This window comes from Gracilibacillus sp. D59 (genome assembly GCF_052246695.1).
In the GTDB taxonomy this organism is placed as follows: domain Bacteria; phylum Bacillota; class Bacilli; order Bacillales; family Amphibacillaceae; genus Gracilibacillus.
On record NZ_JBQQCK010000015.1, the window covers coordinates 1 to 22,646 of the forward strand.

18 protein-coding genes are annotated in these 22,646 nt (G+C 35.8%); 4 read left to right on the forward strand and 14 right to left on the reverse strand.

Annotated features, from left to right (window positions below; all coding sequences use genetic code 11):
* Positions 1 to 133: 133 nt before the first annotated feature.
* The 11 genes from ACTWP4_RS19520 to ACTWP4_RS19570 all read right to left on the reverse strand — a co-directional run bounded on the left by ACTWP4_RS19520 (position 134) and on the right by ACTWP4_RS19570 (position 13,120).
* Positions 134 to 910 (reverse strand): ABC transporter permease, encoded by a 777-nt coding sequence (locus ACTWP4_RS19520; RefSeq protein WP_443130465.1) that lies wholly within the window; start codon positions 908 to 910, stop codon positions 134 to 136.
* Entirely contained in the window at positions 910 to 1,818 is a 909-nt protein-coding gene (locus ACTWP4_RS19525) for an ABC transporter ATP-binding protein (protein ID WP_443130466.1), read from the reverse strand. The genes ACTWP4_RS19520 and ACTWP4_RS19525 overlap by 1 nt, the downstream gene beginning before the upstream one ends.
* Positions 1,819 to 2,004 (reverse strand): PLDc N-terminal domain-containing protein, encoded by a 186-nt coding sequence (locus tag ACTWP4_RS19530; RefSeq protein ID WP_443130467.1) that lies wholly within the window; start codon positions 2,002 to 2,004, stop codon positions 1,819 to 1,821.
* A 115-nt stretch (positions 2,005 to 2,119) separates the two neighbouring features.
* Positions 2,120 to 2,950, reverse strand: a complete 831-nt coding sequence (locus ACTWP4_RS19535; RefSeq protein WP_443130468.1) for a dimethylarginine dimethylaminohydrolase family protein — start codon at positions 2,948 to 2,950, stop codon at positions 2,120 to 2,122.
* Between the two features lie 581 nt (positions 2,951 to 3,531).
* Positions 3,532 to 4,827 carry a DUF4179 domain-containing protein gene (locus tag ACTWP4_RS19540; RefSeq protein WP_443130469.1) on the reverse strand — a complete coding sequence of 432 codons (1,296 nt, stop codon included), beginning with the start codon at positions 4,825 to 4,827 and terminating at the stop codon, positions 3,532 to 3,534.
* Positions 4,824 to 5,333, reverse strand: coding sequence for an RNA polymerase sigma factor (locus tag ACTWP4_RS19545; protein WP_443130470.1), 510 nt, complete (start codon positions 5,331 to 5,333; stop codon positions 4,824 to 4,826). The genes ACTWP4_RS19540 and ACTWP4_RS19545 overlap by 4 nt, the downstream gene beginning before the upstream one ends.
* A gap of 166 nt (positions 5,334 to 5,499) precedes the next feature.
* The gene (locus tag ACTWP4_RS19550) at positions 5,500 to 7,626 is read right to left on the reverse strand and encodes an ATP-dependent Clp protease ATP-binding subunit (RefSeq protein WP_443130471.1); all 2,127 of its coding nucleotides are present in this window, start codon (positions 7,624 to 7,626) and stop codon (positions 5,500 to 5,502) included.
* A 341-nt stretch (positions 7,627 to 7,967) separates the two neighbouring features.
* On the reverse strand, positions 7,968 to 9,920 hold the full coding sequence (locus ACTWP4_RS19555; RefSeq protein ID WP_443130472.1) for a glycoside hydrolase family 127 protein: 1,953 nt from the start codon (positions 9,918 to 9,920) through the stop codon (positions 7,968 to 7,970).
* Positions 9,921 to 9,936: 16 nt separating this feature from the next.
* Positions 9,937 to 10,761: a carbohydrate ABC transporter permease gene (locus ACTWP4_RS19560; protein ID WP_443130473.1), complete on the reverse strand. Its 825-nt coding sequence runs from the start codon at positions 10,759 to 10,761 to the stop codon at positions 9,937 to 9,939.
* A gap of 16 nt (positions 10,762 to 10,777) precedes the next feature.
* Positions 10,778 to 11,653 carry a carbohydrate ABC transporter permease gene (locus ACTWP4_RS19565; protein ID WP_443130563.1) on the reverse strand — a complete coding sequence of 292 codons (876 nt, stop codon included), beginning with the start codon at positions 11,651 to 11,653 and terminating at the stop codon, positions 10,778 to 10,780.
* A 138-nt stretch (positions 11,654 to 11,791) separates the two neighbouring features.
* Entirely contained in the window at positions 11,792 to 13,120 is a 1,329-nt protein-coding gene (locus tag ACTWP4_RS19570) for an ABC transporter substrate-binding protein (protein ID WP_443130474.1), read from the reverse strand.
* A 251-nt stretch (positions 13,121 to 13,371) separates the two neighbouring features.
* Between ACTWP4_RS19570 and ACTWP4_RS19575 the strand changes: the two genes are divergently transcribed.
* Complete coding sequence (locus ACTWP4_RS19575; RefSeq protein WP_443130475.1) at positions 13,372 to 14,262, forward strand: AraC family transcriptional regulator; 891 nt, start codon at positions 13,372 to 13,374, stop codon at positions 14,260 to 14,262.
* A gap of 459 nt (positions 14,263 to 14,721) precedes the next feature.
* A complete protein-coding gene (locus tag ACTWP4_RS19580) occupies positions 14,722 to 16,068 on the forward strand; it encodes a tetratricopeptide repeat protein (RefSeq protein WP_443130476.1) in 1,347 nt (448 codons plus the stop codon).
* A 5-nt stretch (positions 16,069 to 16,073) separates the two neighbouring features.
* On the opposite strand, the gene ACTWP4_RS19585 is transcribed toward ACTWP4_RS19580, so the two are convergent.
* Positions 16,074 to 16,946 carry a DNA-3-methyladenine glycosylase family protein gene (locus ACTWP4_RS19585; RefSeq protein WP_443130477.1) on the reverse strand — a complete coding sequence of 291 codons (873 nt, stop codon included), beginning with the start codon at positions 16,944 to 16,946 and terminating at the stop codon, positions 16,074 to 16,076.
* Between the two features lie 84 nt (positions 16,947 to 17,030).
* Here ACTWP4_RS19585 and ACTWP4_RS19590 point away from each other — a divergent pair, with 84 nt between their 5' ends.
* A complete protein-coding gene (locus ACTWP4_RS19590; RefSeq protein ID WP_443130478.1) occupies positions 17,031 to 18,557 on the forward strand; it encodes a Ppx/GppA phosphatase family protein in 1,527 nt (508 codons plus the stop codon).
* 96 nt (positions 18,558 to 18,653) lie between these two features.
* A complete protein-coding gene (locus ACTWP4_RS19595) occupies positions 18,654 to 20,750 on the forward strand; it encodes an RNA degradosome polyphosphate kinase (protein ID WP_443130479.1) in 2,097 nt (698 codons plus the stop codon).
* A gap of 750 nt (positions 20,751 to 21,500) precedes the next feature.
* Here the strand turns inward: ACTWP4_RS19595 and ACTWP4_RS19600 are convergent.
* The gene (locus tag ACTWP4_RS19600) at positions 21,501 to 22,055 is read right to left on the reverse strand and encodes a hypothetical protein (RefSeq protein ID WP_443130480.1); all 555 of its coding nucleotides are present in this window, start codon (positions 22,053 to 22,055) and stop codon (positions 21,501 to 21,503) included.
* Positions 22,056 to 22,143: 88 nt separating this feature from the next.
* On the reverse strand, positions 22,144 to 22,617 hold the full coding sequence (locus ACTWP4_RS19605; protein ID WP_443130481.1) for a hypothetical protein: 474 nt from the start codon (positions 22,615 to 22,617) through the stop codon (positions 22,144 to 22,146).
* Positions 22,618 to 22,646 lie beyond the last annotated feature (29 nt).

Consider the following 22,646-nt stretch of genomic DNA (forward strand, 5'->3'; position numbering starts at 1 on the left):
TGTTTTCGTATGCTTCCAATACCATCCGTTTAAATTCAATAGTATAACCTTTTCTAGACATAAAAGTAACTCCCCCCAAGTAACAGATTTTTATTTTTTATCTGTCTACTTAGAAGGGAGCATATCACGAACTCTAATCAGCCATTTCTTTCGTCTTCAATACAAAGTTGGACGCAAACATTAATAGGATTGAAAACCCTAACGTAACGGCAGCCGCTCCCCATAAATCACTTGGTACAGTTCCTTCTGCCAGCATGCTTGTGATATGTTCGCTAATACTATTGGGAAACCATGGTAGCCGGTAAGAGAAAATCTGGTTGATTGCAGACATTGCCATAATCGTTACAATTGTTAGTGTTAAGACAAGTCCAGGGATTTTGACAACCGTATTGTAAAAAATCGTTAACGATACTACGAAAATCAACCAAATAAAATAAAACAAGAACAATCCGGTAAATTGCGTCGTGCTCAGATCACCAAATAATAGATTCACATAATACCAACTTGTTAACATACCGATCAAATAAGCTGTAAATACTAATAAAATTTTCGCTGCCCATTTTGCTGAAATATAGGTGGAATAACTTACTGGCTTAACTAATACTAATTCCGCCACACCACTTTTTCTTTCACCAGCAATCACTGCCATGGAGATCGCAACAATTACAAGGACACCGAGCATACTAACTTCTGTCAAACTTAGCATAATCGCTTTTGGAGGTCCCATTTCTGGAACTTCAATCACTGCTCCTTCAGGCATACCACCAACAGATTCTAATATTTGTGGCAAATAGTAGGTTGACAATGGATCCATAATACAAATGATGACAAAAACGAGAGGTACCCAAACCCATTTAAAATTACGCCAGTCTTCCAATAGTTCCTTTTTGAAAATTGTGATCCATTGCATTATTTGTTCACCACTTTCATAAATAAATCTTCAAGTGTTGTCTTGCTTAGCGCTAACTTCTCAAGTGGCCAATCCTCTTCCAGTGCTTTGGATAATATTTCTTTTCTAGCTAACTCAATGTCCTCGACAACAACATGGACTTCTCCCTTTTCCTGAAAAACATCCTGTACTGATGTAAAAGCTTTTAGTTTTTCTAGATATGTAACTGTATCACCGCGTAAGGCGATTTCGAATTTAGCTGATTGATGTCTTTGGCGTAATGTTTCAATCGAACCTGATTCGAGTATTTCTCCTTGATGCATCAATAGTAAATCATCAGATATTTCTTCGGCATCTCCCAATATATGTGTGGAAAAAAGAATCGTTGTTTGTGTTTTTAATTCTTCCATTAATGTTAATACTTCACGGCGTCCAATCGGGTCTAGTGAAGAAACTGGTTCATCTAACATGAGAAGTTGCGGACTGTGAATCATTGCTTGTGCTATACCAAGGCGTTGCTTCATCCCACCAGAATATTTACCGATTCGTTGATTGCGCGCTTCATAAATAGCGACTTTTTCGAGAAATTGATCTGCTTTATCTGCTGCTTCTTGTTTGGTTAAATGCGCAAGTTGACCAACATAAACAAGAAACTCTTTTCCTGTCATCCATGGGTAAAAAACCGGATATTGTGGTAGATAACCGATATAATTCCTAATGTCTTCTCCTTGTTGCGCTCCGGAAAAACGAATGGTTCCTGATGTCGGCTTCAACAAGCCTGAAAGCATTCTTAATGTCGTTGTTTTACCAGCACCGTTCGGGCCAAGCAGAGCAACACACCTGCCTTTTTCCAACTGAAAGTCAAGACCTTTTACTATTGACTTGCCTTTAAAAGCTTTCGTAAGCTTTTCGACTCCAATTACTGTCATTTAATATTGTCTCCTTCCAACAATAAAGAATAAAATCGGACCAATAAAGCCGATAAAAATAATTATTACTGCCCACATCGCCTTAGGGCCATTTGTTTGCTCTGTTTTTAATAAAGCTATAATTGCAACAATCATTAATAGAAATTGAATAATAATTAACGGAGCGAGCATCATGATAATATCCACTCTAGTCACCTCCTTAAAAATACATACGCATCCTCTCGAGAAATAGTTTCAAATTCTTTGTAAATTCATTGCTATTCTAACGAAAAAAAGCATACCTATAACGGCATGCTTTTCATTATTTTTCTCGTTCTATTGGCAATGTGCAACAACGAAAGGAACCTCCCGATTTAATAATTTCAGAGAACTGTACTTCTATTACTTCGAATCCTTTTTTCGTTAACTGTTCATTCACCTGTTTATTTTCAGGTAATGAAATAACTCTACGGTCTCCTATGGAAAAAACATTCGTACCTAGTGTAAACTGTTCATCATCCGTCACTTCAATTAAATCAAATTGATTGTGAAGCATGTTACGTTCCTTTTCATGAAAGGCATCATTATAAATAAGTCCAACTTTATCACTCACCAAATTAAAGCAACAATCTAGATGAAGTATATCTTCTCGAATTGGAACGGCAACAACTTCTTTGTCAGGAATTTGTTTTTGTAAATCTGCAATCGCTTTTGTTGTAGTGCGAAGGCTTCTCCCTACATAAACTTTATCATCCGCAACCACAACATCTCCGCCTTCAATGGAGCGTGTCGTCATTGGTGTATAAGAAAGATCATTACGATCAAGAAATTGCTGCAACACATCTATTTCTGGCTTTCTTATATTACGACCCATCTCGCAAGTGAATAGTGTATCCCCAGCCACAAACCCAATATCTCTCGTAAAGACTTGTTCATTAAGCTTAGGGTCTGTCATTAGTTCGATCACTTCAATATCAAACTGATTCAGCGTCTGAACAAAACGTTCATGCTGCTCCATTGCTATGTTGACATCAATATTTTCATCTTCATAAAATTTTTGTGTTTCATTAATTATCTTTCTGATTTCCATATATGTGGGTGGGCAGACAATCACTCTTTTTAAGCGATTATATTCATTTTGAAGATAAATCATTCGAGAAAAGCGCTCCCTTTTTTATTTATTATTATACCTATTATCTATACATTCATTCTTAAAGAAAATAGTCTGTTACATATTCTTACAGGTTTGTTTTACAGTGAATTCGACCGTGTTAATCTTAATACAACTTAAAAATTCAACGCGGGAGGGTATTACATTGAATAGTAAAAGAATGCAAAACCCTAACATTTTTACTTGTGTTATTTTGACGTTTAAGCTTATGTTCCATTAAAGTGAGACTTCCATCAGTGGGGGTTTTTAATCCCCACTGATGGTTAGTGAAACTTATCAGGGTGTTAGCGTCCGTTATCCCTAAACTTATCTTTGATTTACTAGAACCTTGAAGTAGGGGTATTACGGACGATTAGCACCGTGATAAATACTTATGAAGGAGGATCTTTTCATGAATCGTCCGAAAAGAAAAAACCCAAACCTGTTCACATGCATCATTTTAACATTTAAAGTTATGTTTCAGTAATCAAATGATTCATTCTTTCATACAAATAAAGTAATATCCTAATACAAGCACGATTGGTTCGTTGTTAGACTGCCAATCGTGTTTTTTGTTTTACTATTTATTTGAGTGGTATTTCCACTTTCTCCTCAATCCAGTTTGGATAGCCAGATAATTTTATATCTATGATAGGTTCATTGGTTTGGATCGATTGTCTAAAAGTACTGGAGTTATCCTTTTGAATATGACTAGAGCCAGATCTGGTTTGCTCAATTTTATTTCCATCCAAATCAAAAATACTACCAAAAGGGTTCGTATAATAGCCTTCTATTTTGTCCATTGTGACCGATAACCAGCTATTTTCATATTCCATATCATAAAATATATCATTTGGATCATGAAGAATTTGTTCATTTTCTAAGTCAAAACGAATATAATCCTCATTTCGATCGACGGCCTGTACTCTCGAAAAAGTGAGAGATAATGACTCTGGCTGTTCAAAATAATTACTTTGTAAATAGACTTCATAATTCTTATCCTCTATTGTACCACTTGCCGTTATCCCATTTCGAATTCCAGCCCATTCTTCCCCATTTTCATCAACTAATGCGATATCATCAAATGAGAGAATCCGCATATCATTTTCAGGATCTGCATAGAGATTGATCGATGTTCTGAGTGGTTGAATCGTTACAGAATTGATATGAATCTTTTGACCTTTCACCGATACAGTTTTGTCTACTTGATATTGGATCGCTTCTTTTGTATCCTCCGCATGAAAATCGATCGAAATGGTCTCTCTTAATTGATTGCCAACACCATTATCTAATGTTTCAACTCCGACTACCTCTGTTGTAAAGGTAAAGTCATCAAATGGGATAGGTTCATCTGTATAATATTCCACAGTTCCTTGGTCTTCACTTTTAGGACTGTAACCCTTAGATTGGTATGCAAGTTCTTCGCCATTAACATTAGTAATTAGACTTTCTTCGAGACGGACTCTATCTAGCTCTTTTTCACTTGAAACTGTATAGAAAAGAACAAGCCCATTTTCATCTCTAATCACTCCATCTACTGTTAGTGTGATATCTCCTTTTGTTACGGTCTTATCGATTACTTGAAAATAATCATTCTCTATTGCTGCTTGCTGTCCTTTATCAAATTGGACGAGTTCAATGAATCGCTCCATCCCTGGAAGCTTCGCAATTTGTGCGGCAAACGTCGGTGAAGCATTTATAACAGTTATAAATGAAAGTACAATAAGAGCCGCTGTAACTATCGGAGCAATTCCCCAGCGTTTCAACATTTCTTGCTTTTCTGCTTTTTGCATTCCTGCTTCAATCGCTTGATCTAACTCATTTTCTGTTACCTCTACATGGTCATATTGCTTTTTCCATGCTTCCAACTGTTTCTTCATGATAGCTCCCCTCCTTCGTCTGCCAATTGAGATTTCAACTTATCTAATGCGCTGTACACCCTTGTCTTCACTGTGCTTTCTGGTAATTTTAATTGCTGTGCCAGCTCCGGAAATGTCATCCCATGGAAATACTTTAAATAAATCAATTCCTGATCTGCCCTTTTCAAGTGGTGAATCGCATCCTCAAGCCAGATATTCATCGTATGATCTTTAACAGCTTTGTTTTTCAACATCCGATCATCAGTTTTTTGCTTTGATTTCTTTATTTCATCATTACAATAATTGATCATAATACGGATTAGCCATGTTTTAACATAACGGACATCTTTAAGCTGCCTGCGTTTTTTATAGGCACGAAAGGTTACTTCTTGTATTGCTTCTAATGCTTCTTCTTTATTTTTCAAAAAGGTAATCGCTGTCCGGAACAAATCATCACGGTATCTAGTGATTATGTACACGAAAGCATCATTGTTTTTGCGAAAATCCTCTTTGGTGACATCAGTCATTCCACTGCCCCCTTTTCTTTCTCTATCTTATCTATTAGACGCAGAGAAGTACAAAAAGTTTGAATGGATTATTATTTTATGGCCACTTTTCATGATTTTATGGCCACTTCTAATCGTTTTATGGCTACTTTCCGATTATGTAAACAAAAAAAGCACTAGCTAAATACTAGCTAGTACTCTTCTTCACAACGATATCTTCGTTTTCAAACACGATCTCTATCTTACTTACATCCTCTTCTTCCAAGACAAGGTCTGTGATGCCGTCTTCTACTTTATCCTGAATGACACGGCGTAGTGGACGTGCACCGAAGCGAGGGTCATAGCCTTTATCAGCAAGGAATTGCTTCGCTTCATCGCTTACCGTTATTTCAAGGTCAGATTCTTCTAATTGTTCGCTTAGTTCCGCGATCATCAGATCTACAATTTTCAACAGATCCTCTTGTTCTAGTTCATTGAATGGAATGATCGCATCAAAACGGTTTAAGAATTCCGGCTTGAAATAGTTACTTAAATTTTCTAGTGTTGAAACAGCTTCATTATTGTCACTGTTAAAGCCTACTGTAATATTCTTCGTACCTGTACCTGCATTACTTGTCATGATAATTACAGAATCTTTGAAGCTTACGGTTCTGCCATGACTATCGGTTAACTGACCGTCTTCCATGATTTGCAGGAACATGTTTTGTACATCTGGGTGTGCTTTTTCGATTTCGTCTAACAGAATCAAGCTGTACGGATTGTGACGAACTTTCTCTGTTAATTGTCCTGCTTCTTCATGTCCTACATAGCCTGGTGGTGAACCGATGATTTTAGATACAGCATGTTTCTCCATATATTCACTCATATCAAGGCGAATCATTGCATCTTTTGTACCAAACAGCTCTCTTGCTAATGCTTTGGTTAGCTCGGTTTTACCGACACCAGTTGGTCCAACAAAAAGGAATGAACCAATTGGACGATGTTTCGATTTCAAGCCGGCACGACTTCGGCGAACCGCTTTAGCTACTTTATCAACGGCTACTTGTTGGCCAATCACATTTTGACTTAGATTGTTCGCTAAGTTTTTCATTTTTGATTGCTCATCTGCTTGGATTTTACGAACCGGGATTCCCGTTTTCTCTTCAATGATTAATTGAATATCTTCCACAGTTACTTCTGCTTTTGGCGCTTCCTTTGTTTCCGCTAATTTCTTCTCTAATTTGATCTCTTGATGTCTTAGGTTTGCTGCACGTTCATAATCTTCTTTTTCAGCTGCTTCCATTTTTTCTTTACCGATTTCATCTAAGCGTTTTTGCAATGCTTCGTGATCTGACTCACTTACATCAAGGTTAAGACGTGCACCTGCTTCATCAATTAAATCAATTGCTTTGTCAGGCAGGAAGCGGTCTTGAATATAACGTTTAGATAATGTTACAGCAGCTTGTAATACCTGATCAGAGTAGCTTACTTGATGATATTTCTCATAACGCTCTTTTAAGCCTTGCAAAATTTGCTCAGCCTCTTCTAGAGATGGTTCCTTCACCATAATTGGCTGGAAACGACGCTCTAATGCAGCGTCTTTTTCAATTTGACGGTACTCTTTCAATGTTGTCGCACCTATTAATTGTAATTCCCCTCGTGCTAACGCTGGTTTTAAGATGTTTCCGGCATCCATTTGAGAGCCTTCTGTCGTTCCGGCACCTACAAGTAAGTGAATTTCATCAACGAAAAGGATCACATTTTGACGTTCTTGCAACTCAGATACAAGTTGCTTCATTCGCTCTTCAAATTGACCACGAATTCCAGTATTAGCAACCAATGACGCAACATCTAAAATGTAAATTTCTTTATCCAACAATTTAGATGGAACGTTTCCTTCTGTTACTTTTAGTGCTAACCCTTCTGCAATAGCTGTTTTACCAACACCAGGTTCCCCGATTAAGACAGGGTTATTTTTGTTACGACGGTTTAAGGTTTCCATTACGCGTTTAACCTCTTTGTCACGTCCAATCACAGGATCAATTAATCCTGCCCTAGCCGCATCTGTAAGGTTTTTACCTAATTGATCCAGTAGGCCATTTCCTTTTCCGCCTTGTTTTGTATTTGTTTTGGTATTTGCTTGGTTTGAACCATTTGCTCCTCCAGCAAAAAAGCCTTCGAAGTCTTGTCCTCCAAACATACCAGATGGATGTTTCATTTGATTTTTTATATCTTGGAAGCATGAGTCACATACATGTAAAGATTCGGTTTGATCATTAAATCGAAGGTTTACATTAATCGTTGCTTGATGAATACCACATTGTTGGCATTTCATTTGTCATTCCTCCTTCAATTTTTTATAAAGTGAGACTATGATCAGTGTGGGCTTTTGACCCCACTGATCATTAGCGAAACTGATCAGGCTGTTAGCGTCTGTTAACCCACATTTATCTTCCTAGTTTTACTTGAATCTTGAAGTGGGGAGCTTACAGACGTTTAGCACCGTGATCAAGGTCAATTTTGACTTTGACTATATTTGACCTTTCTTGATTATATTATAATCTGACCTTCTTTGACTTTCAAGATCTTTGCTCAAAAAAATTTTCACAATGAAAAAACTGCCCCAAAAGTTAGCTCATTACATAACTAACCTTGAGACAGTCTCTCTTTTGTTTTTTATCTTTCTCGAATCCATACAGTCATTTCATTTTCTCCACGATTGCTCCATGCATAATATGGAATCGCCTTAAAATCTCTTTCAACTTCTGGATAAGTTTTTGTAGTATATAAAATATCTTCTATCTTCTTTCTATCTGTTTGGCTGGCTTTTCCTTCAATAATGGTCACACCATTTAACAAATTTTCTTCATATTTTACCTTAAATGTTTGATTTGTATGAATGCTAAGATCCTGCAGGTTAGCTCCATTATCCTGTTCTTCTAAGCAATATATGATTGGTCCACGTTGTAACGCTACTTTTCCTGCATTTTCACGAACTTCGGGATGGGATCGTATAATTTCAACTGGCATATCAAACAACAATTCAATCGTATCCCCATCACTCCATTGCTCTGTTATTTTCGCATATCCATTTTCGATCGGTACATCTTTTTTCATACCATTCACAAAAATATCAGCATGGCGGCACCATCCGGGGATTCTCGTGGCTACCGTAAATATTGTCGGGATTTCTAAAGCAAGTGAAATTTTTACGTTTCCATCCCACGGATAATTGGATTCTTGTGATAGAGCAACTTGCTGATCATTAGCAATAAAAGATGTTTCTCCTCCAATAAATAAGTGAACATAAACCTCTGATTCGTTGACAGAATAAATATATTGACCTAACGATGCTAATAGCCTTGCAATATTTGGTGGACAGCATGCACAACCAAACCATTGTTGTCTTGTTGGTTTCACTGTTCTCATATCATGACGGAAATTAGCTGTATGCGGCCAAACTTCTAATGGATTCACATAAAAATAGCCTTTTCCATCTAGTGAAATACCGCTCAACGCTCCATTATAGAGTGCTTTCTCCAGTACGTCTGTGTACTCGTTATTTGCTTCTATTTGTACCATACGGTGTGCCCACATAACAAGTGCAATAGCTGCACAAGTTTCCGTATAAGCACGGTCATTGGGCAAATCATAATCTACCGTAAAACGTTCCTCATGAGCTGAAGAACCAATTCCACCAGTTACATACATTCTCTTATTAACGGTATTTTCCCAAAGTGTTCGACAAACTGTTAAAAGTTCTTCATCTTCCAATTCGTTCGCTAAATCTACCATTCCACTGTATAAATATGTGGCACGAACGGCATGCCCTTCAGCTGTTTGTTGTTCTCTTACAGGTAAGTGTGCTTGGTAATAGTCATAGTCGCGATTATCTGAACGCCTTGCTCCACCTCGTTCCTCTAATTCCACATCATAGTAATGAACCGGATTTCGTCTCCCTCTTTCTTCAATAAAGAATTGACATAAATCAATGTACTTTGCCTCATTTGTTGCTTTATAAAGCTTCATTAATGCTAATTCTATTTCCGGATGTCCCGGATAACCTCGCTTTTGTCCTTCCTTGTCTCCAAGGACAGTTCGGATATGATCTACTAATTTACTTACAACACCTAAGATTTGTGTCTTACTTGTAGCTTCGTAATAGGCCACTGCTGCTTCAATCAAGTGCCCTGCACAATATAGTTCATGGTCGTTCTTTAAATTAGTCCATTTTTGATCTGGATAATTTACAGAGAAATACGTATTTAAATAACCATCCTTTTCTTGGGCATCCTCTATTAGTGCCACTACATCATCGAATACCTTCTCCCATTCTTCATCTTTTTCTGTTGCCAATGAAAAAGCAACAGTCTCCATCCATTTATATAAATCACTATCTTGAAAAACCATGCCATAATGCTGCCCTTCTTTTCTTCCTGCAGCTATTTCAAAGTTCGTGATGGTACGACTAGGTTCTGCGCCTTCTATCCGATCATTAAGTGCGTCCCATTGATAAGGTATAATAGATTCTTTAACAAGATTTTTCCATGGGTTCCAAAACAGATCATTAATGATTACATTTTTTAGTTTAATAGGTTCCATTTTCGCTAACTTCTTCTTATTTTTCATCATTATCCACTCCTAACTATTCTTTTAATCCAGACAAAGTAATTCCTTTGATAAAGAAATCCTGGGCAAGCAAAAAGATAATAATTAGTGGCAAAATACTGACAACTGTTCCAGCCATAAGTACCGGCCAATTAGTTGAATACATACCTTGCATAGATGCTAACCCTAACGGTAATGTCATTTTATCAATGGTGTTGATAAAAACGAGTGGTCCCATAAAATCATTCCATACAAACATGAAAACAAATACCCCTAAAGTTGCCAATGCTGGCTTACATAAAGGTAAGAATATCCTCCAATAAACGCCAAATGGTGTACAACCATCAATTTTCGCGGCATCTTCCAGCGATTTCGGTATCGTCAGGAAAAACTGACGTAACAAAAAGGTACTAAAAGCATTTGCCATTTGAGGTAAATACAGTGATGCATGTGTATCAACCAATCCGTAATAACTCATGGTTATGAAGTTAGGAATCATCGTTACTTGTGGAGGAACCATTAGTGTTGCTAGATATAATAAAAATAACAAATCTCTACCCTTGAATTGTAACCTGGCAAAAGCAAAGCCTGCCATCGATCCTGTTATTAATTGTGCTATAACGACAATTGTTGTCACTTTCAAACTATTAATAAAAAACTGACCAAACGGAAAGCGATCTGAAATAGCTGCATAGTTTGCAAATTGTAATGTGTCGCCAAAAAAAGTAGGAGGAAATACAAAGACTTCACTTATATCCTTTAATGATGTACTAATCATCCATAAAAAAGGGAAAACCATCGTTATCGCACCTAACCCGAGAACGAAATGTGATATAATTTTTATTTTTTTTGAAGATTTCAATTAGAATTCCTCCTTTCTAGTAAACATTCTTTCGTTTCTGACGCCAAAACTGAAAGATAGTAATCACTAAGACTAAGAAGAATAATACATATGCCATTGCACTCGCATATCCCATCCTGAAATACTCAAATCCACTTTGATAAAGATAATGTACAATAACAGAAGATGCTCGCCCTGGCCCACCACCAGTCATTAAATAAACGGTATCAAAAACTTGGAACGAATTGATTAACGACATAATCGTTACAAAAAACGTTGTTGGCGACAATAATGGAACGGTAATATGGAAAAATTTTTGTATCACTGATGCTCCATCCAATTCTGAGGCTTCATAATAACTTTCTGGTATACCTTGTAAACCTGCTAAAAAAATCAACATATTAAAACCTAAATTCTTCCAAATACTTGTTAGTATGACTGCAGGCAATGCCCATGTTTGACTACTTAACCAGTTAGGACCATTAATTCCAAATAAGCCTAACAAATAGTTCAAGAATCCGTATTCCGGATTGTAAATCCATTGCCAAATAATGGCTACTGCTACCATTGATGAAATAACAGGCAGAAAATAAGCCACTCGATAGAATTTGATACCTCTAATCTTTTGATTTAACGCTACTGCTAACAGCAATGAAATGAAAATACCAACCGGGACAGAAACAGCTGTAAATATAATGGTATTCCAAAAAACCTCTACAAATATTTCATCATTAAACAGCTCTGAATAATTTCCAAACCCAACCCATTCAATGGGACTAAGCATATCCCAATTTGCAAAACTAAGAACGAATGATCCAATAACAGGTAATAACATAAATGCTAAAAATAGAAGTAGGTGCGGTAATAAAAATATAACTGCCCAAGTGCTATCTTTATAAAAAAATGCATTCATCCTTTTTTTCTTACGATTTTGTCTAGAACGAGTGGTAACAATCACCTCTTTATTATCTTGCAGCAAGCTTCTCACCCCTTTGCATCTACCCTCTATGAATTGAAAGTTCCATAGAGGGCATCATTTAATTACGACTTCTCATTTTGAGAGTGCTTCTGATGAACGAGTATCAATATTATCAAGGGCATCCTCTAAAGACTTATCATCATTGAAATATTGCTCCATCTCTTCTATAATCGCATCTCGAACAGCAATTTTAGTCCCTAAAGCAAATGGATATGGTTGAGCATCTTTAAAAAATGGTGCTAACTCTAGAAAACCTTCAGGGTGTATCGATTCATCATGCCATTCCTTTATACCTTCTTCTGAGTACATATCAATTCTATTCGGCATCCACAATCCTTCTCTTATCAAATCTAATTGATATTCTTCAGAGGATAAGAATTTAACTAATTTCCATGCCGCTTCTGGATGTTCTGTTTCACTCCAAACGGAATGGAGATGTGCTTGACCATGAGTCATTGCTTTTTCACCAATTTTAGGGAGGGCAGCAACTCCAACCGGAAATCCCATTGTCGCAAGTTCTTGGAGAGCCCAGGATCCTTCTATAATCATTCCGACCCTTCCTGTTTGAAGCATTTGAGAGGCGTTCATACCAATGTTTTCTAACGTTTGTGCTGCTGGACTTGCTCCATCTTCATAACGTAATTGTTTTACTTTCTCCCACACCTCACTTGTCGCATCACTGTTTAGAGCAAGAGATCCATCCTCTGCCCAGACGTCACCACCGTTTCCTAGTACCAATGGAATGTTATTATATAAATTCTCCAAACCATAAACCCCGAACTGTGTATCACCTTCATCAATTGTAAGTTGATTTGCTACATCTCGAAATTCTTCCCATGTCCATGCTTCATTTGGATTACTTGGTGGATATGGAATATTCGCCTCGTCAAACAAATCTTTATTATAGTAAAGCACTGGTGATACGGTTGTGCTGCTAATTCCAAAAACAGATCCATCTATTTCCATTATTTGTTTAGAAGAATCAATAAAATCGTCTAAAGACAAGTCTGGATCCTCTGCAAGTGTATCTGTCAAATCCATTAATACATCCCTACTTTGAAAGTCACGATATTCTTCTGCTCCTAAGAAAAATACATCTGGAGCCGACGATCCAGCTAACATGGTTAATAATTTTGAATGATATTGTTCATTAGGAACTGGTGTGTAAGTGACTTTTATATTTGGATTTTCACTCATAAATTTCTCCAAGCCTTTTTTCACACTTTCCGTTTCTAAGGGACTTGCTTCCCACCCCATAAACTCAAGCTCAATTATCCCCTCAGAAGAAGACGACTCTCCTTCACCGTTTCCATTGTCATCCTTATTATCATTACTACAAGCTACAGTAAAAACACATAAAGTCACTAACATCACGATCAACCAAAGACATTTTTTAAGCATCAATGACACCTCCATTTTCAAATAATGAGTTAATTTTATGGTCACTAATCCTGTGAGCCTCCAATCAAAGAAAGCGCTTCCTTGAGCAAAATAGTATCATGGATATGTATACAAGTAAGTAGTTGAATTCAAATAAAAGGTGGACTTTTTTGACCACTTATTAATCAAAATATTTTTAAAAAGAATTTCATAATATGTTATAAAGCGGATTATTGTTGTCATATCAGCTTTGTATCAGAGAGGAGGTTTAGATGGATTTTTTAAAAATCAACATACAAGAACCTGTTAATTATATATCTGGTGGACGTTTTGAAACAGATCAAAAATGGAAGCATAAAAGAAGAGTTATAGACAGCTATGAAATGATTATCGGGGTTAATGATATTCTTTATATTGAACAAGATAATGTCCAATATCAGGTGAAGCCTGGTGAAGTTTTATTTATTTATCCGGACTCGATTCACTCTGGTTATCAATTTTGTAATAAAAATCTATCGTTTTACTGGTTTCACTTTGTATCGGATTATATTAGTACAGGGAAAGAAATTAATGATACAACGATTATTCAAATTCGTACTAGTCCTGAAACAAGTCACTTAATCAAAGATATTTACATTCCTAAATATGGTTCGCCTATTGCTATTCAACGTTTAAATATTTTGGCAAATCAATTATTAGATGTAGATAATTCCAACTATTACACAAGAATGAGTATGAATTATTTAATGACCTCGTTACTCATCGAGTTCTCTGAACAATCTTTTGTTCACTCTTCGATCGAAAATAGTACCTTATCAAATAATGATATTAACTTAAATCAAATACTGGAGTGGACAAGAATTAATGCGTTTGAAGGGATATCAGTTTCAGATATTGCGGATCGCTTCACTTATAATAAGGACTACTTGTCAAGATATTTTAAACAACATACTGGTAAAACATTACAGTCCTATATTCATGCATTACGAATTTCTAAAGCTAAAGACCTTCTCGTTGGTACTAGATTAAATATTAAAACTATATCTGAAAGAGTCGGTATTGAAGACGAGAAATATTTTATGAGGCTATTTAAAAAATACGAGAAAATAACTCCCACTGAATATAGAAAAGCCTTTGTTCGCACACACCTAAACAGAAAATAATGGTCATGCAATCCACTCGTGTTCCTAGCTGTTAAAAAATAGAAAAACGTTATTAGTGTAGAGAGAATACGAAGACTACTGTGAGAACTCACACGAGCTGAAGGTAAAGTGGTTTTCTTGACCAAGTTAACGAAGTTTAAGTTTTGAGTGCACCTTTTTTATATCTTTTCCCATAAAAAAACAACCCACAAAAGTAGATTGTTATCATTATCTATTATATTTATATCACAACACCAAAAGGAATAAATACGAGTAGTAAGGCTAAGAGTATCGTCCACAAAATTTCTTTTAGCACAAGGATCCTCCTAGTTAACTTTTCGTCTATCTTAACACATAAAAAAACGACTGCTTGTGTTTTGCAAGGAAACATTACAAAGAATTTACATTCACAACATTCTTTTGCCTTAAGTTTATTTGTGCTACACTAGAGATAATCCGTAAGAAAAAGGAGTTGTTTCGATGATGACAACCATCCAGCTAATGCACAATAAAAAAACAATGCGTTTTGATGTAGTACAAATGACAATATATAAACAGACCAAAATTGTGGAAGCGATTGGTCAAAAAAATCAATCTTATTATTTATTTTTCTACAAAGACCGCTATATTAACGCAAAAAAAACGACTTCTATACGACTGCAATCCTTTCTAAAAAATGCTCTCCAATATGGATATACATTCACTGCTGATCATCCATTAACCAAAGCACTGCTCACTGAAGAAAAAGCTTATCGCCTTACTTCCAATAATCAAATGGTACAAAAACTATCCAATAAATATAACGAAACAGAAATGCTCTACGTTCTCGCCATGTTCGATAACTATGTAAATGAGAAAAAAATCCAAGCACTTTGCAAAAAGACTTTTTACAACTATCGAAGAAACGGCCAGTTAAAGAAAGCATTTCGAATCCTAGCCAATTATGCACAAGTACGCCCGCAAGATATGTTTGCCAAAGATATGCTCCAACATTTTGACTTCCAAAAATATAAAGACCAATATCAAGACATTGAGCAACTGACAATAGAATGGTCAGACCCTCTCTATTTAGAATCCGTTTATTTCGAACAAAAATTCCCTGACACTGTCATAAATTTTGTAATCCAACAATATCATAAAGATAATCGAAAATTTGATCAACTCTTCCTCATCTACATGAAATGTTCATCGTTAGAGGTTGTTTCAAAGCTTGATGAGTTATGTCAAGAACTACTTTCCGAGCAGGACCAAATTGCGTTATGGGAAGATTTATTAGCCTCATATCCTGCACCAAAGACAATTATTGAAAAGCTTGTAAAACTCAACGGTTATCAAGCCATTTTAAAGTATTATCTTCACCACCATGAAGCAATTGAAGATCGTGAACTATTCGAGAAGTCCCTTGAATCTGTTTCTACTGACCAATTAATAGAAGATTATCAACCTTTATTACAAGCACTAATGCTCACTTACAAAGATGATACTGCTCAACTGGAGAGAGTTCTACACCTAACTATCAAAAAGTTATTACAGTATCTGCCTTTAAAAGACATCATCACATCACTAAAAGATACCGAACTGCCGATTATGCAAAAGTTAAGGAAAATGGATAAATTGACGGATAATCCAGACCAGCAATTTGCTTTAGGCGAAATATACTATGATCTGGAACAATATGATCAAGCAATTGCTTGTTTTGAATGGGAAATGGAATTAGCACCAGAGGATCCTGCACCCATCCAATACCTATACAAAAGCTATCTAGCAAAAGGAGACAAAGAACAAGCAAACACTTATAAACAGTTGATGGTCAACATACCTTCTTAACCTTCTTAACCTTCTTCAATACTGCGCCATAAAGTCATAGTGGCGTATGAACGGTATGGTTGCCATGCTTGATTCCATTCTTCTATTTTGGATGTTGTTGGTTTATTATCAAGACCAAAATAAAGTTTTAATGCATTTTGAATGCCTATATCACTTGATGGAAAAAGATCCTTTCTACCCAGTGAGAACATCAGCCAATTTTGCACCGTCCATGCGCCAATTCCGCGAATTTTAGTTAATTGTCGTATCACTTCTTGATCACTTTTGTCATAAAATGAAGTTAGATTAAGCTCTTTTGCGACAATTTTCTTCGCTGTATCAATAACATATTCTGCTTTTCGTCTACTAAATTGCATGTCTTGCAGCTCTTGATAAGGGATGCTAGCTACCTTTTCAGGTGTCGGATAGAACCATACACCGTCTAGTTGTTCGCCATAAGTTGTTACAAATCTTGCAGTTAGCACTTGGGCAAATGCCATGTTTAACTGTTGATGAATAATTGTTTTTACCAAATTACTAAATGGATCAAATTCTCGAATCAATGGTGTCGCTGGGTAGTTCTCAAAAAGGCCTGCTAAATCTGTTTTAGCAAAAAATTGCTGAATCTTATGTAAATCCTGATCCCAAGCAAATATATCAGCTATTTGGACAAGCAGATCTTTCTTTCGCTCTTTGTCTTGCCCTTCTATTAAAAATCTAGGGTTTTCTGTTGTACCTGTTGCCGTCACTGTTACGACATGTTTTTCCTGGTTGATGCGCAATGGCACTAACACGCATCGTTTCTTGAAATCAACATAATTCAACTTATCCATCTCTAATCGAAATAAAAGATAGTCAAAATCATATGGCATCTCAAGTTCTATGTTTTCTCGCCACATTACACTACTCCTTCCAAGATTTCAGAGTTTTCACCCTATTATGATATAATTAAGCCAAATTCACAACAATAGTAGGGTGATACAATGGAAAAACAATATTACGCCATTATCGACATAGGTTCTAACACAATGCGACTAGTAATCTATCTAAGAGAAAAAGGTGGCAGGTTAAAAGAAGTAGAAAACGTCAAGGCAGTTGCCAGACTACGGTCTTTTTTAGAAACAGATAATACGTTAAATGATACAGGTATAATACGATTAATTTCAACTCTCCAGAGCTTTCAGGATGTACTAGTGACATATGCAGTAAAAGATGTCGTTTGCGTAGCAACTGCGACAATCAGACAGGCGCAGAATAAAGAGAAAATTTTAGTTCAGGTAGAACATCAAACCGGTCTGACAATGCGGATTTTATCAGAAGAAGAGGAAGCTTATTATGGATACCTGGCAGTAGTCAATTCAACTTCTCTCTCCACAGGCGTAACGGTTGATATTGGTGGTGGTAGTACAGAAGTTACCTATTTTAAAAATAGAGAATTGGTTGCATCGCACAGCTTTCCTTTTGGTGCCTTAACATTAAAAGAATTCTTTGCAAAGGAGATCCCTACTAGTGAGGAATTGGAAAACTTGCGTAATTATTTAGCAGAGCAGTTTGCTACATTACCTTGGTTACGTAATAGGGAAGTCCCTTTAGTTGGTATCGGAGGGAGTGCCCGTAACCTTGTGCAAATTGACCAAAACCTAAAAGAATATCCTCTTGCGGGTCTTCATCAATATAAAATGTATGATACAGATATTATCCATGTTAGTAATTATTTAACGTCATTAAAACCAGATAAATTACCAAAAGTAGAAGGCTTATCGAAGGATCGAGCCGATATTATCGTACCAGCAATTGAAGTGTTCCATAGTTTATATAAAATGGTTCAGGCAGACAGCTTTATTTTAAGCCGGAAAGGTCTACGTGATGGTGTGTTCTATGAACAATTATCAAAGGAAATGGGGTCTATCCTTTTCCCAAATGTGTTAGAGGATAGCATTCAAGAGCTGATCAATGATTTTGATCTAGATCCAAAACAAATTTTGCATGTCCAATATCTAACGCGTAAGCTATTTGATTATTTAAAGGAAAATGGGCTCCTACATTTAACAAAAAAAGACTGGACATTATTAAAAAGAGCAAGCTATCTATGCCACCTTGGAGAATATATCGATGCAGAATCAAGTGCACAGCATACCTTCTATTTACTTGCTAACCGAACAATTGATGGCTTAATGCATAAGGACCGCCTACAATTGGCATTAATTGCTTCCTTTAAAAACAAGACGATTTTCAAACAATTTATAAAACCCTATAAACAATGGTTTTTAAAAGAGGAACAAAAGAAACTGCGTCATTTAGGTGCGCTATTGAAGTTCAGCTATTGTTTAGATGCAACGAAACGTCAAGTAGTGAAAGAAATGAGTTTTGACTTTAGAAAAGACACGCTAACGATAATATTACATTGTGATGGTGACGCGAAACCTGAAGAGTATCAATCTGAAAAGCAAAAAAAACATGTGGAAAAGGCAATCAAAAAAGATGTAGAGTTAAAATTTGATTTTTTGTAAAGGATGAATTTACAATATTTTTACATTTCATTAACAAAATATTGGGCTTTTAGCGTTATGATAATGATAGAGATTGTCGAAAAAGGATGATGATTGATGTCAACCGTCAAACAAGAGAAAAATTTAGAGCTACCAGCTTACTTTAATAATCGGGAATTGAGCTGGCTCGCTTTTAATAAACGAGTGCTAGAAGAGGCCGGGGATGAAACGAATCCCTTATTAGAAAGATTACGTTTCCTCTCCATCTTTTCTTCTAATTTAGATGAATTTTTTATGGTACGCGTTGCCGGATTAAAGGATCAAGTAAAAGCCGGCTTCAATCGGCCAGATAATAAATCGGGATTAACGCCAAAACAGCAGCTTTCCAGTATTTCCAGCTTTAATCATGAATTGGTTGAACAACAATATGATTTATATAAAGAGCTATTACCACAGTTAAGAAATGAAAATATTCGTATTGTCGATATCGAAGACTTAACTTCCGAGCAAATCAGTAGATTAGAGGAATACTTTGATGAACAAATTTTCCCTGTGTTAACTCCAATGGCAATTGATGCCTATCGTGCTTTTCCAATGCTACTCAATAAATCTTTAAACTTGGCAGTACAGCTTGAAGATATATATGACCTTGAACATGAACAAGTGAAAACAGCTATTGTCCAAGTACCCGCTTTGCTTGATCGATTTATTCAAGTCGGTGATATGCACCATTATGTATTGCTTGAAGATTTGATTCGTTATTTTATTCAAAAATTTTTTACAGGCTATCAGGTTCTGACTACTACCACTTTTCGAATAACAAGAAATGCAGATATGACGATTCATGAGGAAGGTGCACGCGATCTTCTAAAAGAAATTGAAAAGGAATTAAAGAAAAGAAAATGGGGAGCAGCTGTCCGCTTAGAAGTGGACGCTCGTGAGAATAACCCTGAAATGATTGACTTTTTACTTCATGTTCTCGAAATTCATAAAAAAGATTTATACATCATTAATGGCCCCTTGGATCTCACCTTTTTAGCCGATTTTTATGGACATATTAGAAAAGAATTTGAACATTTAGTATATGAAACATTAATCCCTCAACCTGCCCAGGATATTCATGAAGATGAGAGTGTATTTGAGGCAGTTAGAAAAAGGGATTTATTTTTACACCATCCGTATGAATCATTCGAGCCTATTATTGATTTAATTCGGGATGCTGCCGATGATCCAGAAGTATTAGCAATAAAACAAACATTGTATCGTGTCAGTGGTGGTTCTCCTATTATTGATGGGTTAAAAAGAGCTGCCGAAAATGGGAAACAAGTAACCGTACTGGTTGAATTAAAGGCACGATTTGATGAAGAAAATAATGTGCAATGGGCGAAGGAATTAGAAAAAGCAGGTTGCCACGTTATTTATGGTATGATTTCCTTAAAAACACACAGTAAAATAACACTTGTAGTCCGTAAAACTACAGGTGGAATTGAAAGAGTAGTTCATCTAGGTACTGGTAATTACAATGATCAAACAGCAAAATTTTATACTGATATGTCTTATCTAACAACAAAACGGAAATTTGGAGTAGATGCAACTAACTTTTTTAATTATTTAAGTGGTTATACCGAAAAACCGACTTACCATCATTTATCGATGGCGCCGTTTGATATTCGTGATGATATCTTAAAGTACATTGACAACGAAATGATATTCCATAAACGCTATGGAAATGGCCGAATTATTGCAAAAATGAACTCATTAACAGATAAACTATTGATTCAAAAATTTTACGAAGCGTCACAAACAGGTGTAAAAATTGACTTGATCGTTCGTGGTATTTGCTGTCTACGGCCAGGGATCTCTGGCGTCAGTGACAATATCCAGGTTCAAAGTGTTGTCGGTAGGTTTTTGGAACATAGTCGTATTTATTATTTCCATCATAATGGGGAAGAGAAATTATTCTTATCCTCTGCTGATTTAATGACAAGAAACATGGTAAAGCGTGTAGAATTAATGTTTCCGATCTTTGAAGGCAGAATCAAAGCAAGAATTCTTTCCATTTTAGATATAACACTAAGAGATACAGCCAAAAAGAGAATTCAGGCTCACGATGGCAGCTATTCACATATCAGATATCGAACGACAGGATCTCTATTAAATAGTCAGCTAATGTTATTCAATATGGCCTATAATGTGTTAGAAGATGAAGAATAGGGCATTGTAAGAAAAGTGCAGAGCACACCCGTTTAAAAATGTAGCGACTTTAGAATCAACTGAGATAAAGGAATCACAGTGAGGTTACAAACCGGCGATGACTTTCATCCAAGACTAAAAGAGCAAATAAGCCTCTGGTTTCACCAATCAACAAGTCTTCTTTATCGTAGGTCGATTCGTGAATTCGCCTAGTTTTTGGGCGTTTGAATCTAGACATCTGTGCAAATTTACTTTCTTGCCTCATAAGAAAAATCGTGAAAATCCGTCTGCTTATCCTATTTCAAAATGAATATTATACCTCCTAGCTATTAAAAATAAGATTTGTTGATTATCCTGGTTTATTCAACAAATCTACGCTCTTCCTTATTGGATTTGTCGTTTATCCTAGTTTATCCAACAAATCTTTACTCTTCCTTATCGGATTTGTCGTTTATCTTGATTTATTCAACAAATCTTTGCTCTTCCTTCTTGGATTTGTCGTTTATCTTGATTTATTCAACAAATCTTTGCTCTTCCTTCTTGGATTTGTCGTTTATCTTGATTTATTCAACAAATCTTTGCTCTTCCTTATTGGATTTGTCGCTTACCTGGTTTATTCAACAAATCTACGCTCATTTTTGATGAAGCTAAGTCTTTTCTTGTCTTTTAAATGAGGGATTCGTCTCCCTCTTTTTTATTTTGGAGTTATTTTGCTGTTTATTGTTTTACTTATAAAGACTCTTAGTAAAAATTGAAACTGATGGAGACTCACTAAAAATCGTAATCAAAATAATCCTTAACAAAATCTTTCATAGAGTCGCTGATATAATCTAATTCTGTATCTAAAAAATATAGATATGCTATACTTTGCTTTTCATCAGATGTTCCAATCATGCCAAATGATTTTGGATATCGTGTGTTATTTTTTTCATTTTCACCAACAACTTTAAAAGTATAACTATTTAGTTCGAATTCATGTTCAGGGATAATTTGCTCTTTTTCATTAAAAGAAGAAGTCATGTCATGGTTTAAAAATCTATATTCTTTTTCTAATTCATCTTTTTCACTTTTATAAGTGTTATCATCATAATGAACAACGAGAGCAATCGATTCAGATTGAAACATAAGAATCGTTTTATGTGTGTACTTGTACTCGATATCCTCGTATTCAGATAAATCATTGAGAGCAGGCATTATGCCTTTTGCCTCCGTATCAATGGAATTTCCACTATTAAGATAATCTTTTATATCATTATTTGTTCTTTCACATCCAGTAATACATAGTACAACTATAATCATTACTATAAACATATACTTTTTTCTCACTTTAAAATCCCCCCCAACAATCGCGCCTGTTTATGGAAAACTACTAAATGAAATCTCTCCCAAAGTAACAATTTATTTGAGCAACCCTTTAGTCTGAAATTAGCTTTTCCATTTCTTCTTTATTGAGTTTGCTATCGCCACCCAGTTTATCACTGTTATACATGCCATCCTTCTCCTGAATAACACCGGACGGGCTAGGAACATAGTAATATCCTTCCGTTCCGTTTTGTTCAAGAAAGAGCAAATAATCTTCTCCTTTTTCCACATAATTAGTCGACTGGTCTAATTTCACTTCCCCTGAGACTGTTCCTGATATGGTTTTGGTTAATTCTAATGTTGAAATTTGAGCATTTATTCCGTTGCTTTTTTCTTGTATTTCCACATCTTCAACTGTAAAAAAGGCAATTACGTCAACTCTTTCTTTAAGTTCTTTTAAAGATAATACATCCCAATCCGCCTGTGCTTCTGAATCATCTGTGTTTCCATTACCATTATTACTCTCGGAGTTGCAAGCTACAATTATAAAAGAACCCACTAACATCAATAACAAGAATTTCTTCATAAAATCCCCCCTATATGAAGAGATATCTT